This is a genomic window from Paenibacillus turicensis (assembly GCF_017873435.1).
Lineage (GTDB): Bacteria > Bacillota > Bacilli > Paenibacillales > Paenibacillaceae > Fontibacillus > Fontibacillus turicensis.
On sequence record NZ_JAGGKG010000009.1, the window covers coordinates 85,849 to 102,231 of the forward strand.

Below are 16,383 nucleotides of genomic sequence, written 5' to 3' on the forward strand. Positions count from 1 at the left end.
TCTTTTTTTGTCCAGTTTTCAGTAAAATATACCTATTTTTGTAGTTTGTGTTGATGATAGTATAATTATGGAATATAATGAGTCTTAATACCTAACAATTGGGTAAAATTAACTATAAAAGGGGAATGTGATTTGAATACTACAGAACTTTCTCTTGCTCGGCAAATTGATCTTGTGTTTAAGGAATTAGAAGTAGAGCTAAAAGCGATGTCGTCAGGAACCGTATTTATACAGATTCGTAACAATGTGATTGGGAAGTTTGGAATTAAGCATAATCCGATTGCAGGACGTGGCGGGATGTTAGCGCAAGAGGAAAATGGTCTGAATGGAGAGCAATTTAACACATTTCGTGAGATGGCGATCGATGCATTAAAATTTAAGCATTATTGGACTCATGGAGAAATTAGTTATGAGTTTGCGTTACGCCAAGGGAAAATTATCGTAGATGCTATTATTGAATCCAATTATAATATGGCAAGTTTAATGGTTCAAAGATACCAAGGACGTAAACATACATATAGCAACGATATGACTTCGTGATATGATTTCTTGAAATGAAATCCTGCTGTATATCTACACTGAAATAAAGATCATGATGTAACAATGATATATATTGAAAAACAGGCGCCTGTTATGCACAGTACGCCTGTTTCTCATATGTTGATATGGAGTAATGACAATTACAGGTTAGAACGACCTGACAATTGTTGCTCCGCAATTTGTACTAGACGTTTAGTGATGTAACCTCCGAGAGATCCAGTCTCACGAGAAGTGTAGTTCCCGTAATAACCGTCAGCCGGAATTGTAACGCCTAACTCTTGAGCAGCTTCATATTTCAATTGTTGAAGAGCAGCGTTTGCTTGAGGAACAACAAGGTTGTTAGTACGGCTACCGCCTTGATTGTTATTTGCCATGTGTGTCACCTCCTTTGCTGTTGTGATGTTAGTATGGTTTTTAGGAGAGAAAATATACAGCATATACAGAGTAAATATATTGGTAAATATTACACAGAAGGTTAGATGCAAAACGAGAAGCATAGATACAGTTAAAGGGATTAGATTACAAAAAGAAGAGTGAGTTAGGATGTGGGATCCTTAACTCACTCTTCTTCAATTATTCTAATGCGGATAGGATCTCAAGCTTTGTTGAAACTGAGATTGTTTGTTGTGGCTGAAGACCAATTAAACCACTGATTTGTGGTGAGACAGGAAGATTAGGCGCATTAGGTAGCCATGTATAAGGTTCAATACAGAGAAACTGATCAATGTCCCCTTTTGTAAACAGCACCCAATGCTTAAAGGCCTCATCGGCAGTATACTTAATTCCATAACCATCCTCACGTAAAAGCAGTGCTTCCGCAGGATGGTTGCCGATATGAAAAAGGGTATCAAAATTTTGATTAGCTAAGTTAAGGCCTTCTTTTAAAAGAGATAGATTGCCTAATGGTTCGATGTTGCCTGTAGGTATTTGTTCCTCATTAAGCTCGTAAATGCCTTCGCAAGGTAATTTAATCTGCCATCGTTCTGGTTCACCATCGAGAAGAAACCAAGTGTGAAGTCCAAGACCAATAGGAACGGCTTTATCGCCTAAATGTGTAATTTTAAATGACTGCGTAAGAACGGAACCCTGTAGACGTAACGTCATTTCTAATTTAAGAGGAGCTGGAAATTGTCTCATCCAATTTTCATCATTTTGTGTATTGAATTCAGTGATAATCGCGCAGCTATCTTCCTCTTCTTCAATATCGCTGACACACCAGCTTTGAATACGGTGTAAACCATGAATATGGTTGTCATTTGCAGTATTACGATCAAATGAATATTGCTGACCTTCATACTGAAATTGCCCTTTGTTGATTCGACCAGGTGGAAATAATAACGGTATGCCGAAATGATACGGCTTTTGTAAATAAAACTCCAGCTCATTTTCATCTGGGTGGCGAAGCACATCGCGCTGATGTTTACAATCCCACAAGCGAATAATATTATTGCCTAAACGGGGTAGCAGCGTGACTTCAAGTTCAGGGCTATGTAAGATGTAAGTATCATAACCATTCCATTGCCCTTTGGTCACTTTGTTCATATCGATGCTCCTTTTCCCACATAATCTTTAAACTTATGCTTTATCATAACACTTTTTTGGTGTCACGAAAAATCAGATTTGACATCTTTGACAAACTACGATTATGATTGCATTAACAAAAGCAACGTATAGCGTTTTAAAATCAAAAACTTAATAAATTGGAAAACGTTGATCGAGATAAGTAAGCTTAGGATGTACTTTGTCAGAAAGCCGATGGTTGATGAGAATCGGTAGGTAACCTTATGCTGAATGGACTCGGGAGTTCTGAGCACAACTGCTTGAATACTTATATTTTAGCACAGTATGCCAGACGGCTTGTTCGTCGTTATTTGAACATTTGAGGTCAAATGGCACATGTTCATTTCTATCACTAGGAATGACTTCATTTGACGAATAAGGGTGGCACCACGGTCTCACGTCCCTTTCGGGGATGATGGGATTTTTTTGCGTTCAGTTTTTTTTGTACAGTTTTGTGTAGTTATATGTTAAAGGAGGATATTCTAATGAAAAAGAAAGTATTATCAGGCGCGCAGCCTAGCGGTAATATTACGATTGGTAATTATATTGGTGCAATAAAAAACTATGTTGCTTTGCAGGATGATTATGACTGTAATTATATGGTTGTGGACCTTCATGCGATTACTGTATCTCAAGATCCCGCAGATTTAAGAGAGCGCTCTGAATCAGTAGCAGCCATGTATATTGCTGCAGGTGTTGATCCAACCAAATCTAAAATATACATGCAATCCCATGTGCCGGAGCATGCTGAGCTAGGATGGATCATGACGACGCTGGCATCTATGGGTGAGCTTGAGCGAATGACTCAATTCAAAGATAAGTCTGCCGGGAAGGAAACGATCGGAGCCGGACTATTTGTGTATCCAGCGCTAATGGCAGCGGACATTTTGCTTTATAATGCTGATTTAGTTCCAGTAGGGGATGACCAAAAGCAACATTTAGAGCTGACTCGTGATTTGGCTACACGTTTCAATTCTCGTTATGGCGAATATTTCACTCTTCCAGAACCATTTATTCCAAAGGTTGGCGCTCGTGTAATGGCTTTAGATGATCCTATGGTTAAAATGAGTAAAAGCAGTCCTAATGCAGGAAGCTATATTACGTTGCTAGATGATCCGAAGTTAATCCGCAAAAAAATTAGCCGTGCAACAACAGACTCCGGTGGTGCAGTACGTTTTGATCCAGCTGAGAAGCCGGGCATCAGTAACCTTATGGCAATCTATAGTCAATTTTCTGGATTAACACTTGCTGAAATTGAGAAGAAGTATGAGGGAGAAATGTACGGCACGTTTAAAAAAGAATTAGCAGAGGTTGTGGTTGGTTTTATTGAGCCATTACAACAACGTTACCATGATATTCGTCAGTCTGGTGAGCTTACTAGTATTTTAGCTCAAGGTGCTGAACGTGCAAGAGAGGAAGCAGCAAAAACATTGAAGGAAGTACGCCATCTAATGGGCTTCCTGCCAAGATAATGAGGTGAAGAGTTATGGAATTTCGTATTGAGAAGGACACATTTGGTGAACTAGAGGTTCCTAATGATAAATATTGGGGGGCACAAACGCAACGCAGCTTGCAAAATTTTAAAATTGGGGAAGAAAAGATTCCGCTTGCTGTTATTTATGGCTTAGCCCAAATTAAAAAACATGCAGCATTAGCCAATCAAGCTTTAGGTACGCTAAGCGCTGAAAAAGCTCAGGCGATTGCCGATGCAGCTGATGAAATAATCGCAGGCAAGCTAGATGAGCATTTTCCTCTGATCGTTTGGCAAACAGGCAGTGGCACGCAAAGCAATATGAATGTAAATGAAGTCATTGCAAGGCGTAGTAATGAACTGCTCGCGCTCCAGAATAGTCAGGAGCAGGTTCATCCCAATGATGATGTAAACAAAAGCCAAAGCTCTAATGACACTTTCCCTGCAGCGATGCATATTGCTGCTTACGTAGCGCTTTATGAGCAGGTATTGCCAGCACTACGTCAACTTAAACAAACTTTAGCTCATAAAGCAAAAGCATTTGAGGATGTCATTAAAATTGGACGTACACATCTGCAAGATGCAACACCACTAACTTTAGGTCAAGAGATTAGTGCATGGCATGAAATGCTAGATAAATGTGAAAATTTTATCCAGCATAGCTCTCAATCGCTATTGGAGTTAGCCATTGGCGGGACAGCAGTAGGCACGGGGCTAAATGCACATCCTGACTTCGGACGATTAGTGGCAGAAGGCATTGGTAAGGAGTTATCTATTTCGTTTACTTCAGCAGCTAATAAATTCCACGCATTAACTAGCCATGATCAGCTTGTCTATGTGCATGGTGCACTCAAAGCGTTAAGTGGAGACCTGATGAAAATAGCTAACGATGTGCGTTTTTTGGCAAGTGGTCCTCGTAGTGGACTTGGAGAGCTGATCATTCCTGAAAATGAACCAGGTAGCTCGATTATGCCTGGCAAGGTAAACCCAACTCAAAGTGAAGCGATGACGATGGTGGTATGTCAAGTGTTAGGCAATGATACGAGTATTGGTTTTGCCGCAAGCCAAGGCAATTTCCAATTAAATGTGTTTAAGCCAGTGATCATCTATAACTTTTTACAATCGTGCAATCTATTAGCTGATGTAATGATTTCATTTGATGAGCATTGTGCGAAGGGGATAGAACCTAATCTTCCAATCATTAATCAGCACCTTCAGCATTCTTTAATGCTCGTAACGGCGCTTAATCCTTATATTGGGTATGAGAAGGCAGCACAAATTGCCAAGCTTGCTCATAAAGAGAACTTAACCTTGAAGGAAGCAGCAATTCAATTAAACATTCTAACCGAAGAACAATTTGATCAAATGGTGAAGCCGGAAAAAATGATTTAAATCAGGCTCAACAAAGAAATCGGTTCTTGACAATCTAAAAAGTAAGAGGCTACGTAACAGGGAGTGGCTTCAACCGCTGTTAAGGCCCCATTTTCTTTAGAACATGTATTGAATGGATGAAATTGTAACCTTAAAGGCGGACGTGTTCGCTTCTCCACCATCTCCCTGTTCCTTCGCTTCGTTGGCTTATTGTCAAGTACCGATTTTAAGATTGAGCCTTAAATAATTTAAACCTATGATTTTTGGAATGTATTTAACAAAAGCTCTAATCTCAATGTGACTTTGAGGTTGGAGTTTTTTTGTTCACCGAATAGACACATATATCGTATTTTCTCAAAGTATTGGTAAACAAATTTGGCTTGTGATGTGATAAAGTTTATAGAAAGAGAATGAAAACAACAAAAAATTACTACTAAATAGATATGGATTTTTTATAAATTTGGAGGGATGTTTACGTATGGCGAAAAATGCTAATTATCATTCTGGTGGAGATTCAGCCACAATGTCATTAACATCAACGTCACAAGGCTCTTCCGCTACGTGGCGGGATTTTGTTGCACTTGCAAAGCCAGGAATTTTACGTTCCAATGGGATTGCTGTTTTTGCAGGCTTCTGGTTAGCTTCACACTGGAGCATCAACTATAGTACTTTATTATGGACATTACTGGGTTCATTGCTTGTGATGGCATCTTCTTGTGTGTTTAACAACTATTTGGATCGTGAAATGGACACAAAAATGGAGCGCACTAAGCAAAGAGCGTTGCCTACAGGTAAAATATCATCAGCGACGGTTCTGGCTTATGGAATTATCCTTGGCATTGTTGGTTTAACCACACTATTCCTATTTTCTGGTTGGTTAGCAGGTGTGTGTGGGATTGTGGGTATGGTCGTTTATGTGCTCGTATATACAATGTGGCTAAAACGTACATCAACATGGAGTACCTCTGTAGGGGCAATCTCGGGAGCGATGCCACCTGTGATCGGATACGTTGCCGTTTCAGGAAAAATTGATTTGGGTGCAATTTTGTTATTCGCAATGCTGTTTTTGTGGCAACCCCCTCACTTCTGGGCACTTGGGATTCGTCGTGTAGAGGAATATCGCGCAGCGGGGTTCCCATTGCTTCCTGTCGTAAAGGGAATACCAAGAACAAAGCTACAAATGCTTCCTTATATTGCACTGTTAATCCCAATTCCAATCTTGATGTATGTATACAATTACACAGGTATTTGGTTTTTAATTATCGGTGAAATTTTGTCGGTTTTATGGTTGGTTATGGCGGTTAAGGGCTTTAACTCACAAGACAATGATAAATGGGCTAAGAAAGTGTTTTTATTCTCTATTAACTATTTAACGATTATGCTACTTGTCATTGTATTGGATACCACTTGGTTATAAATTTAATAGGTCGGGCGGAGGGTAGTTGATCCATTCCTCTAGTCCGGCCTTTTCTAATTGCTGAATTAAATATTCATTAGGCGTTCCTTCCACACCTGCATAACCTCGTCTTGTATAAATCTGTTCAGCATCTGGAAAAGCATCCCTAAGCACACCTCGAATTTTTTTTCCTGCCGCATCATTATCCATAAACAAATAAACGTCATGAGTTCCAATCTTTTTGCGTAACGTTTCTAATTTTTGACTATTCAGCGTGCCAAATGTACACAAAATCTGAACCTGGTCGCTAAGTAATGGCTTTAGCCTGCTCCGATCATTTTTACCTTCTACGATGATTGTGATGTCCAAGTTATTCACCTCTGCTGTAAAGCGTATAGTATGAAGTCAGGTAACTATAGTTTATAGTTTACACTTAATGAAATTAAAATACGACTAACCAGATTGGCTAGCCGTACAAGGGGTTTTTAGGGTCTCTGTTATGCAAAAGGTGCACGCAAAATGATGACAAGCAAGATGTACAATACAAGAATGGTTCCTGTTGTTGTCCAGAAGCCATAAACTGGTGCAGGAGCACCACATGCTGGAGCACATGGATCAATATAGCTCATGTTTTCCCCTCCTCTAACCGTATGTTCATTGTTACAAGGTATTTTATGTAGGTCATCTCCTAAACTCTTGTGTGGGAGCCTACGGTCGTTAAATTATTTGCGGGATAGATAGTAATGAGACAAATCATTAGAATGAAAAATGAAACAAAGTAAGGGGACGAGCTTCCATGGATGACGCCAGCTAAAATCGGTCCAATAAATGCTCCAATCGACATTGCAATGGATTGATATGAAAATACAGTCCCAAGCCGTTTCCCTCCGCTAAGCTCTATAAACAAGGAAGCCATTGCAGGGAACACAATTCCTTTTGCCATACCTAACATAAATAAAGTGACTAACATAGGGATTTCTGGTATTGCGGCTAAGGCAAAAAAAGCTAAGGCAATGCCCAGGATTCCAAATTGTACTCTGTAAAAGGGAGAAAAATGATTTAAAAACAGCAAGGATAACGTCAATAAGGATCCAAGGCTAATAATTGAAAAATAAATACCTGTATGCATAATATGAGCGGTGCCACCTGCTTGTAAAGGGAGCTCAAAAAATAAAATCCCTTGTGCGCATGACACGGCTAACGGTAATACGTAATAGCGAAAAGGAATAATTTTCAATTGAAGTGGGACTGATTTTTTTTGGTTTGTCGTAGGCTGAAGTAGGGCACGATTTTCTTTAATTGTAAATATGGCGATGATTCCTGTTGCAATGAGTAACCATCCTAAAAATTGGAATGTCAAGGTGAAGCCCATTTTAGCTGCTAAAAGTGCGCCTGCCGCGGGGGATAGAACCGACGCTAACGTATGCACGACGCCATGACCAGCTAATAGCTTCCCTTGTTGTGCAGCATGACTTGAAAGAGAGGTAAGCATTGCTAAGCAAGCGGGGGATAAAAAAGCAAGGACAAAGCCGCTAATAGAGCGCAAAACTAGGAGCTCCCAAGGAGCTGTAACGGCGGACTGCAATAAAAGGATAATTCCTGCTGTAATTAAGCTAAAAACCATATATCCTTTGCTCCCATGACGGTCAACGCCTTGTCCGGCAATCAGGTTGCCAGGTAAATGAGTAAGGGCATAGATGCCCATCATCCAGCCAATAAAAGCAGGGGCAGCTCCAAGTGATAAGGCATACGGTGTTAAAATGGGATAAGCGGCATGTAAATCAAAAAAGGCTAAAAACATAAAAAAATAGAGCCAAAAAGCCATCTTCATAACCTGACCTCCTATTTAAGTCTTCTAATAAACTAGTACGCTCCGCTGGACAAACTTAGACCTGAGAAAATGACTTCATGCATAAGCATCATGTATAATAAGCTATTATGAGATTTGAAATGAAATGAAATATGGATAATTTGATAAGGGGGCTTATAGTAGAGATGAATGCAGACGTATGGATTACGTTTTTAAAAGAAAATTGGCTTGTGATTGTGGTTGCACTTGTTGTCTTATTAATGGTTATTAATTTTGTAAAGACTGTAATTAAGTGGGTTTTGGTTTTGATCATTGCTGCCTTTATAATTATTTACAGTGGAATTTCACTCAAGGACATTAGCGGTGCATTAACCTCCGTAACGGATCAAGCGGTAAGCTTAAGTAAAGATCAAGTGCTGAACATGCTTAAAAATGAAGCGAAGGAAGCAAAATGGACACAAAATAGTGATGGGACGTACACCATTACAACAAAAAACCTTGAGGTTGTTGGTAAACCAGGGAATGATAAGGTGAAAATCTCATCACATGGCGTATCTTTAGGTGAATGGTCTGTAAATGATACGATTACTGCTTTTATTCAAGAGGCGAAGAGAAATAACAAGAAGTAAAGTAGGAGGCACACATGTTAACAGATTGGGTACAGAGTCTACAGGAGCGTAATTTTATAACGATCATTATTATATTTATCTTGTTAGGGTCTGTTCTGCAAGGGATGTTGCGTGGAGCTTCTAGGTCTGCAAATCAATTACTTTCATTAGTCAGTGGTGGGGTGCTTTCCGTGGTTGGGATTGCATTATCACTGCCACTTACGATGTGGATGGCACCTGTGGTTCAGAACTGGTTAGTTAAGCATGTTGTCATTCCAACGCGTGATTTATCATTATGGGAGAAAACATGGTATACATTTGTAACTGCGATTCGAGATTTCCCACTCATGCGGTTTGCGATTGTTTTCCTTGCTATATATTGGCTCATACGTGTCGTATTAGCGCTTGTTCATCGTTATGTATTTAGTGGAGCCACGCATCGTTTTAATAGTTCTTCTTCCTTAACTAGCTTTGGTCGTGTATTTGGTGGAGTTATCGGTTTGGTCATCGGGATTGCACGCTCCTTAGTGATTATTGTTATTCTGTTTATCGTGGTCACGCTAATGCCAGAAAGTAAATTTAGTCATTATGTACAGGCTTCACCTCCGTATCAAGAGGTCGCTAATCGTGTGATTAAGCCGTTGGCAGGGAACCTGATTGAGGAGAAATTACCTGTATTTACGCGTACTGTTGGTCAAGAGCTAAATGGAATGTGGCAACGTAAGTATGAGGTCATTGATGCTAATATTTCAACATCAATTGAGGAGACAGCGATTAAGGTGACTTCTGGTGCAACTAATGATGAAGAGAAGGCCCGTAAGTTATATGATTGGGTTGGTAAACGAATTGTTTATGACAACAATAAAGTGAAGGATTATGAAGAAAAAGGGATATGGCATGAGCAAACGCCACAGATGACGTATGATACGAAGCGTGGTGTCTGTATTGACTATTCTCGATTATACGCAGTGATGGCAAGATCCCAAGGCTTGCAGGTGAAGGTAGTAACAGGACTTGGTTATGATGGAAAGGGTGGTTATGGACCCCATGCTTGGAATGAAGTATATCTTTCTGAGTCTAAACGTTGGATTCCTTTAGATAGCACTTGGGCAAGTAGTGGAGACTGGTTTAACCCACCTAAATTTGCTGAAACCCATGTTGCAGATAAGCTCGTTTCAGGTATCTAATCATTTTTATTAGTTTCACCAGTAATAGTACTTCTTTTGGAAAAGAGGGATACTACGGAACAGACCGTTGTTTCAATCGCTGTTAAAGTCCAATTCTTGGGGAATCTTTCTACACAATCGCCCTGTTCCTTCGTTACTGTCTGCTTTTAAAAAATTACAACTTACTAGTTCGCTCTATGGAGAGGCAAAAATTTTTTTCAAAATTGTAATCACTGTAACTTCACAGTTCCCTTTCTCGTTATGTTAATATAGAAAAGTAAAAAAGGTTTTAGTTTAATGAAGGTGGGACATGAAAATCATGAAGCGTGCTTATTCTGAGGATCAACGCGAACAAGAAGATCAAATGCAACGTCATTTTAATATAAGACTTAACATTTTTTTCTTTAGTGCTTTTGCTATTTTTACCGTTATTATTGTACGACTTGCTATTTTACAATTTGTAGAAGGGCCATCTTTATCGAAACAAGAAGCGAGTATGCGTGTGAAGGAAGTACCCTTATCTCCAATTCGTGGCTCCATTTTAGCGGATGATGGGGAGAAATTAGCATATTCTATTCCGGTTCAGTCACTTTATTTGACCTTACAAAAAAATTCATATAATCAGGCATCCGAAGCAGGTAAAAAAAATTATGAGGAAGCCGTTGCGTTAGCTAAAAAGCTAAAAGATGTTTTTGACAAATATGGTTCCAAACAAGAAAAACCACTTACAGAAGAAGAAATTATTAAAGCGATGGACTTGAACTACGCCATGAACGGTGGGTTTATCCCTCGTCGAATTAAAATGGATTTAAATTCTGAGGAGGTTGCTTACTTTTTAGAGCGAAAAAATGAATTTCCTGGAATTGATATTGTGGAAGAAGGCATACGAAAATATGATCCAGATACCGTTGCGGTGCAAGCAGTGGGTTATATAAGAAAATATGCTAACGCTTCAACAAATTTAAAATATTATAAAGATATTAAAGCAAGTAAAAATGATGATCCTGCAATGCAATATAAGGAAACTGAAGATGTTGGATATGATGGACTAGAGCTACAATATCAAGAGCAGCTTCGTGGGAAAAATGGTTACAAAAGTGTGCCCATCGATCCACGTAACATGGCTTTAGGGGTTGCAAATGTAACACCTCCTGAAAAAGGCTATGATGTGCATACAACGTTAAATAAAAAGGTACAAATGACTGCGGAGCAAGCGATTTTGGATCAAATTAAGTGGGTGCGTACCCATGCTGTATCTGGATCAACTCAGCCTAATGCAAAAACAGGATATGCCGTTGCAATGGAAGTAGATACAGGTAACATCATCGCTATGGCAAGTATGCCCGACTATGATACTAACGTATGGAGTAGTGGTAGTATTTCCTCAGAGAACTGGGTGGAAATTTCTGGAAATTATCAAAATGGAACAGTAACACCAATGAGTTCAGGAAAATCAGGGCATAATTTTGATTCTACAGTGTTGCTTGGTTCTACAATCAAACCGTTATCAGTCTTAATTGGCTTAAATGAAGGGTTTTATACACCAAATACGTATTACAATGATAGCGGTGTTGCTTATTTTGGTAAAAACAATTCTGCTAAGGTACGTAACTCTGGTTCCCATGCTTATGGCTCATTACGCCCAGCTGATGCAATCCGTAAATCATCAAATACCTTTATGGTTAAAATGGTTGGGGAAAAGATGTATCAAAAGTATGGGGCTAAAGGGATTAAACAATGGGATGATTACATGAAGGAATTTGGATTGGGTGTTTCAACTGGAATTGATCTTCCTCTTGAATATCATGGTAAGCTTGAATACACTAACGAAACTGAAACAGTGTTATCTCGATTGGTTTATGCATCCTTTGGACAGCAGGGAAAATACACAGCATTGCAATTAGCTCAATATACAGCAACGTTAGCTAACCATGGTAAACGAATGCAACCCCATTTGATGAAGAAAATTACCGACTCAGAGGGAAATATAATTGAGGAATTTAAACCGAGGGTACTCAATGAAGTCAAATTTAATGAGTCCTATTGGAAAACTGTTATTGGTGGGATGGAAACGAATGTAAATCAAGCATTTGCTGGTTTCCCTTACTCCTTCGCGAGAAAAACGGGTACATCTGAACAAAGGGCAAACGGAAAAATGCGTGATAATGGGGTGTTTATCGCCTTTGCTCCACGCGAAAATCCAAAACTGGCGGTAGCTGTAGTTATTCCTGAGGGTGGTTTTGGAGCCACTAGTGCTGCTCCTGTCGCTCGTAAAATTTTTGATGCGTATGATCAAGAATATGGGCTTGACGGTGTTCCTAAAAAGGGATTGAAGCAAGAGAAGGAAAAGGTAAATAATTAATATAATAAACCCGAGTTACTTTCTGAATTCTTAGAATTCTAGAGAGTAGTCGGGTTTTCTTTACGTCTATAGGCTAATGTACATTTTTTAGATAATATAAAATTTCTCTTGCCTTTTGGTATGTCTATGCTTTAAAATTTGCCTTAGGGAAACATTTTTACATTAGGATAAAACTTAGTCTTATGAGAAAGAAAATTAGCTTGTACTAAAATATAAATCAACTTTTAAAAGGAGAGATTTAAATGAATCAGGATCAACTTCCGGTTAAAAAGGGGCCATTTCAGCGTTTGAAGATGACGTTAGGCGTTGTGGCACTCATTATTATTGCGGCATGTAGTAAGGTGGATAGTTCAGGAAGTGAAGCAACGCGTGCCTCTGCTGACAACAAAATAAATGTTGTTACAACGATAGGGATGATTACGAATATTGTTGAGGTAGTAGGCGGGGATGAGGTAGAGGTCAAAGGACTTATGGGGCCAGGCGTGGACCCCCATTTATACAAAGCTTCACATGGCGATATGGAGCGCCTAGATCAAGCGGATATTATTTTTTATGGTGGCTTACATTTGGAAGGGAAGCTCAACGATATTTTTAAAAAATTAGGAAATCAAAAGCCAGTTGCGGCTGTTTCGCAAAATATTGATAAAGCTGTGCTTCGCTCAGGTCAGGATACAGGTGGGACTGAATTTGACCCTCATATCTGGTTTAATGTAAAGCATTGGATTTCCGCTACAGAAACGGTGCGTGATGTGCTCATCAAATACGATCAAGCCAATGCAGAGTTATACCGTAACAATGCAGACGCCTACATTAAGGATTTAGAGAAGCTAGATACTGAGGTGAAAGAGAAAATAGCTCAAATTCCAGAACAATCGAGAGTATTGGTTACGGCACATGATGCTTTTGGTTACTTTGGTGACGCTTATGGCATGAAGGTAATGGGGCTACAAGGGATAAGTACTGCCGCAGAATATGGCTCTAAGGATGTAAGTGAGCTTCGTGATTACTTAATCGAAAACAAAATTAAAGCGGTGTTTGTTGAATCTAGTATTCCTACAAAATCAATGGAGGCTGTCATTGCAGGCGCTAAGCAATTAGGACATGAAGTCACGATTGGCGGCGAGCTATACTCCGACTCTTTAGGAGAACCTGGCTCAGATGCAGATACGTACATTAAAATGGTTCAACATAATGTAAACACCATTGTCGAAGCTTTGAAATAAGATATAAGACGGATAACTGGGGAAAAGGAGTTGAAACTAATATGGAAACATATCCAATAGAAGTGAAAAATTTAACTGTAGCTTATCAAAAGAAATCAGTGCTTCAATCTGTATCATTTAAGGTTCCGTCAGGCAAGCTGATTGGAATATTGGGTCCTAATGGGGCAGGTAAATCTACATTACTAAAGGCTACAATGGGACTTATCCCTGTCGTGGACGGGGAGGTTTCAATATTTGGGGGCACGTATCAGCAAAATCGCAAGCAGGTTGGTTATGTTCCGCAGAGAGAGTCTGTCGACTGGGATTTTCCAACAAACGCACTTGATGTTGTGATGATGGGAAGGTACGGGCATTTGGGATGGTTTAAACGGCCTGGTGCACAAGAACGCAAAATAGCGATGGATTGCTTGGAAAAGGTAAGCATGGCTGAATTTGCAGGTAGACAAATTAGTCAGCTCTCAGGTGGGCAGCAGCAACGTGTGTTCCTTGCCCGGGCATTAGCTCAGGATGCTAGCTTGTACTTAATGGATGAGCCCTTTGCAGGTGTAGATGCAACAACCGAGAAGGCAATTATTCAGCTATTGCATGAGCTTAAAAATCAAGGGAAAACCGTCCTTGTCGTTCATCATGATTTATCTACGGTACGTGAGTATTTTGACCACGTTATTTTAATCAATAAAACGATTGTAGCAGCGGGACCTACAGAAACGACCTTCACTAGTGATCATCTGCAACAAGCCTATGGTGGTAGATTAGCGATTCTCAGTGATGTCGTAAATCCATCTATAGAATCACCTAAAGTATCACCCACAGTATCATCTGTAGAAGCACCTGTAGAAGTGAGGTGAGAATATGTGGAATACGCTTTTGAATTTTATGTTAGACCCAAATATGTTATGGATTTTAATGGGCTCCTTGTTGTTAGGCTTAGGTAGTGGTGTGATTGGTGCATTTACTTTTTTACGTAAGCAAAGCTTGTTAGGCGACACCTTAGCCCATGCTGCTTTACCTGGAATTTGCATTGCATTTATGTTAACAGAAATAAAATCAATGGGGCTTTTTATGCTTGGAGCGATTGTTTCGGGCGTCATCGCAACGTTAGGTATTCATATTATTACGAAATTTTCTAGAATTAAGCAGGATGCAGCGTTAGGAATTGTTCTTACTGTTTTCTTTGGAATTGGCGTAGTGCTAATGACTAAAATTCAGCATAGCGGAAGTGGAAATCAAAGTGGACTAGATAAATATATGTTTGGTCAAGCCGCATCCATGATGTTATCTGATGTATATTTAATGGCAGGCATTTCGCTTGTGTTAATCGTGGTTTGTACATTGTTATTTAAGGAATTTAAGCTGATTTGCTTTGATCCTGCATTTGCTAGGGGATTAGGCTTTAAAGTCGCATTGCTAGAGCAACTGTTATTGTTATTTACGGTGATTGCGGTTGTCATTGGCATTCAAGCTGTGGGTGTTGTGTTGGTTGCAGCATTACTTATTACCCCAGCAGTTGCAGCACGGTATTGGAGTGAGACGTTAGGTGTGATGGTTGTATTGGCAGGTCTATTTGGTGCTTTATCAGGTATGGTGGGGACGATGATTAGCTCTAGTGTCTCTAATTTACCTACAGGCCCAGTTACCGTATTGTCAGCAACAGCGTTATTCACTTTTTCTTTTCTATTTGCTCCAGCCAAAGGCTTGGTATTCAAGTGGATGAGGCAAGCGAGACATCGATATGATTTGAAGCGTCAATTGGATGTCGAACCGATCGTATCCACGAAATCAACCGTAGAAAGAGGGGAGCTATAATGAGTGATTTTTGGATTATTTTAACGGGCTCCCTCGTTGCGATTAGCTGTGGCATCTTAGGTTGTTTTCTCATTTTACGTAAAATGGCGTTAGTTGGGGATGCGATTAGCCATTCTGTATTGCCAGGTATAGCTATTGCCTTTTTAATTGGTGGTTCAAGAGACTCCATGCTGATGTTGCTTGGCGCGGCTATTTTAGGGCTAATTACGGTATTTCTCATTCAATTATTGCAAAATGGAGGCTTACAAAGTGATGCATCCATCGGGATCGTGTTTACGGCTTTATTTGCAATTGGCGTCATTATTATAAGCCGCAATGCATCACAAATTGATTTGGATCTAGATTGTGTATTGTTTGGAGAGATCGCATATGTTCAGTGGAACACGTTGATTATAAACGGTTATGATATGGGACCTGCCGCTGTGTGGATGTTAGGCATAACACTCTTCATTATTTTAGTTGTCATTTCGTTGTTTTATAAGCAGTTTAAAATATGCGCGTTTGATCCTGCGCTAGCCGCAGCGCTTGGCATCCCTGTGATGTTATTTCACTACCTACTGATGGGGTTAGTATCCTTGTCGACAGTAGCTTCATTCGAAAGTGTAGGAGCAATTCTAGTTGTTGGAATGTTGATTGTACCTGCGGCGACAGCGTATTTATTAACAGATCGCTTAGGGATGATGATCGTATACAGCTCGCTGATTGGAATTTTAAGTGCTGTAGGTGGGTATTATAGTGCAAAATGGATAGATGCCTCCATTGCAGGTGCGATGATAAGTGTTGCGGGTATTATTTTTGCACTTGTGTTTATATTATCGCCACGACATGGTTTACTTGCACGGTTTAGTAAACGACGTCGGTTAAAATCGGTAGCTGTAGATTCATAATAAATAGCTAATGTTGAAAATAGCCATTTTCCTTTACGAATAGGTGAAGGAGAGTGGCTATTTTGCTGATGGTACAGCTATTCTAAATGAATGTTAATGTAAGTAAAGCTTGGTGGCTTCCTTTGCTTCATGGTAGAATAAGCTTATGTGATTTTTTTGACTAGGGTTTGCAGCATATGAACG

General features: G+C 39.7%; 16 protein-coding genes and 1 other annotated feature. Of the genes, 11 read left to right on the top strand and 5 right to left on the bottom strand.

Annotated features, from left to right (window positions below):
• The first annotated feature begins 132 nt into the window (after window positions 1–132).
• Entirely contained in the window at window positions 133–540 is a 408-nt protein-coding gene (locus J2Z32_RS11010; protein WP_210089211.1) for an O-methyltransferase, read from the top strand.
• 140 nt (window positions 541–680) lie between these two features.
• Here J2Z32_RS11010 and J2Z32_RS11015 read toward each other — a convergent pair whose 3' ends face one another.
• Both J2Z32_RS11015 and J2Z32_RS11020 read right to left on the bottom strand, forming a co-directional pair.
• Window positions 681–914: an alpha/beta-type small acid-soluble spore protein gene (locus J2Z32_RS11015; RefSeq protein ID WP_210089212.1), complete on the bottom strand. Its 234-nt coding sequence runs from the start codon at window positions 912–914 to the stop codon at window positions 681–683.
• A gap of 199 nt (window positions 915–1,113) precedes the next feature.
• Complete coding sequence (locus tag J2Z32_RS11020; protein ID WP_210089213.1) at window positions 1,114–2,082, bottom strand: aldose 1-epimerase; 969 nt, start codon at window positions 2,080–2,082, stop codon at window positions 1,114–1,116.
• Window positions 2,083–2,241: 159 nt separating this feature from the next.
• Window positions 2,242–2,508 (top strand) — a binding site (T-box leader).
• Window positions 2,509–2,585: 77 nt separating this feature from the next.
• Between J2Z32_RS11020 and trpS the strand changes: the two genes are divergently transcribed.
• From trpS to cyoE, 3 genes are all read left to right on the top strand, one after another.
• Window positions 2,586–3,572, top strand: a complete 987-nt coding sequence (gene trpS, locus J2Z32_RS11025; protein ID WP_210089214.1) for a tryptophan--tRNA ligase — start codon at window positions 2,586–2,588, stop codon at window positions 3,570–3,572.
• 14 nt (window positions 3,573–3,586) lie between these two features.
• Complete coding sequence (fumC, locus tag J2Z32_RS11030; protein WP_210089215.1) at window positions 3,587–4,963, top strand: class II fumarate hydratase; 1,377 nt, start codon at window positions 3,587–3,589, stop codon at window positions 4,961–4,963.
• Between the two features lie 457 nt (window positions 4,964–5,420).
• Window positions 5,421–6,359, top strand: a complete 939-nt coding sequence (gene cyoE, locus J2Z32_RS11035; RefSeq protein WP_210089216.1) for a heme o synthase — start codon at window positions 5,421–5,423, stop codon at window positions 6,357–6,359.
• On the opposite strand, the gene J2Z32_RS11040 is transcribed toward cyoE, so the two are convergent.
• The 3 genes from J2Z32_RS11040 to J2Z32_RS11045 form a co-directional block, all read right to left on the bottom strand.
• Window positions 6,354–6,707, bottom strand: coding sequence for a toprim domain-containing protein (locus J2Z32_RS11040; protein ID WP_210089217.1), 354 nt, complete (start codon window positions 6,705–6,707; stop codon window positions 6,354–6,356). The genes cyoE and J2Z32_RS11040 overlap by 6 nt on opposite strands.
• A 128-nt stretch (window positions 6,708–6,835) precedes the next feature.
• The gene (locus J2Z32_RS22530; protein ID WP_280921127.1) at window positions 6,836–6,967 is read right to left on the bottom strand and encodes a hypothetical protein; all 132 of its coding nucleotides are present in this window, start codon (window positions 6,965–6,967) and stop codon (window positions 6,836–6,838) included.
• 59 nt (window positions 6,968–7,026) lie between these two features.
• Entirely contained in the window at window positions 7,027–8,169 is a 1,143-nt protein-coding gene (locus J2Z32_RS11045) for an MFS transporter (protein WP_210089218.1), read from the bottom strand.
• 164 nt (window positions 8,170–8,333) lie between these two features.
• On the opposite strand from J2Z32_RS11045, the gene J2Z32_RS11050 reads away from it, so the two are divergent.
• From J2Z32_RS11050 to J2Z32_RS11080, 7 genes are all read left to right on the top strand, one after another.
• Window positions 8,334–8,777, top strand: coding sequence for a hypothetical protein (locus tag J2Z32_RS11050; RefSeq protein WP_210089219.1), 444 nt, complete (start codon window positions 8,334–8,336; stop codon window positions 8,775–8,777).
• A gap of 14 nt (window positions 8,778–8,791) precedes the next feature.
• Window positions 8,792–9,943 carry a transglutaminase domain-containing protein gene (locus J2Z32_RS11055; RefSeq protein ID WP_210089220.1) on the top strand — a complete coding sequence of 384 codons (1,152 nt, stop codon included), beginning with the start codon at window positions 8,792–8,794 and terminating at the stop codon, window positions 9,941–9,943.
• Between the two features lie 298 nt (window positions 9,944–10,241).
• The gene (locus J2Z32_RS11060; RefSeq protein WP_210089292.1) at window positions 10,242–12,284 is read left to right on the top strand and encodes a peptidoglycan D,D-transpeptidase FtsI family protein; all 2,043 of its coding nucleotides are present in this window, start codon (window positions 10,242–10,244) and stop codon (window positions 12,282–12,284) included.
• A 242-nt stretch (window positions 12,285–12,526) separates the two neighbouring features.
• Window positions 12,527–13,507: a metal ABC transporter solute-binding protein, Zn/Mn family gene (locus tag J2Z32_RS11065; RefSeq protein ID WP_280921128.1), complete on the top strand. Its 981-nt coding sequence runs from the start codon at window positions 12,527–12,529 to the stop codon at window positions 13,505–13,507.
• 41 nt (window positions 13,508–13,548) lie between these two features.
• A complete protein-coding gene (locus J2Z32_RS11070; protein ID WP_210089221.1) occupies window positions 13,549–14,355 on the top strand; it encodes a metal ABC transporter ATP-binding protein in 807 nt (268 codons plus the stop codon).
• Between the two features lie 4 nt (window positions 14,356–14,359).
• A complete protein-coding gene (locus J2Z32_RS11075) occupies window positions 14,360–15,313 on the top strand; it encodes a metal ABC transporter permease (protein WP_210089222.1) in 954 nt (317 codons plus the stop codon).
• Window positions 15,313–16,200, top strand: a complete 888-nt coding sequence (locus tag J2Z32_RS11080) for a metal ABC transporter permease (protein ID WP_245251387.1) — start codon at window positions 15,313–15,315, stop codon at window positions 16,198–16,200. The genes J2Z32_RS11075 and J2Z32_RS11080 overlap by 1 nt, the downstream gene beginning before the upstream one ends.
• Window positions 16,201–16,383: the final 183 nt, after the last annotated feature.

Coding starts and splice junctions, on each gene's coding strand:
- J2Z32_RS11015 (WP_210089212.1), bottom strand. CDS start 914: ATGGCAAATAACAATCAAGGCGGTAGCCGTACTAACAACCTTGTTGTT.
- J2Z32_RS11020 (WP_210089213.1), bottom strand. CDS start 2,082: ATGAACAAAGTGACCAAAGGGCAATGGAATGGTTATGATACTTACATC.
- trpS (WP_210089214.1), top strand. CDS start 2,586: ATGAAAAAGAAAGTATTATCAGGCGCGCAGCCTAGCGGTAATATTACG.
- fumC (WP_210089215.1), top strand. CDS start 3,587: ATGGAATTTCGTATTGAGAAGGACACATTTGGTGAACTAGAGGTTCCT.
- cyoE (WP_210089216.1), top strand. CDS start 5,421: ATGGCGAAAAATGCTAATTATCATTCTGGTGGAGATTCAGCCACAATG.
- J2Z32_RS22530 (WP_280921127.1), bottom strand. CDS start 6,967: ATGAGCTATATTGATCCATGTGCTCCAGCATGTGGTGCTCCTGCACCA.
- J2Z32_RS11045 (WP_210089218.1), bottom strand. CDS start 8,169: ATGAAGATGGCTTTTTGGCTCTATTTTTTTATGTTTTTAGCCTTTTTT.
- J2Z32_RS11050 (WP_210089219.1), top strand. CDS start 8,334: ATGAATGCAGACGTATGGATTACGTTTTTAAAAGAAAATTGGCTTGTG.
- J2Z32_RS11055 (WP_210089220.1), top strand. CDS start 8,792: ATGTTAACAGATTGGGTACAGAGTCTACAGGAGCGTAATTTTATAACG.
- J2Z32_RS11060 (WP_210089292.1), top strand. CDS start 10,242: ATGAAGCGTGCTTATTCTGAGGATCAACGCGAACAAGAAGATCAAATG.
- J2Z32_RS11065 (WP_280921128.1), top strand. CDS start 12,527: ATGAATCAGGATCAACTTCCGGTTAAAAAGGGGCCATTTCAGCGTTTG.
- J2Z32_RS11070 (WP_210089221.1), top strand. CDS start 13,549: ATGGAAACATATCCAATAGAAGTGAAAAATTTAACTGTAGCTTATCAA.
- J2Z32_RS11075 (WP_210089222.1), top strand. CDS start 14,360: ATGTGGAATACGCTTTTGAATTTTATGTTAGACCCAAATATGTTATGG.
- J2Z32_RS11080 (WP_245251387.1), top strand. CDS start 15,313: ATGAGTGATTTTTGGATTATTTTAACGGGCTCCCTCGTTGCGATTAGC.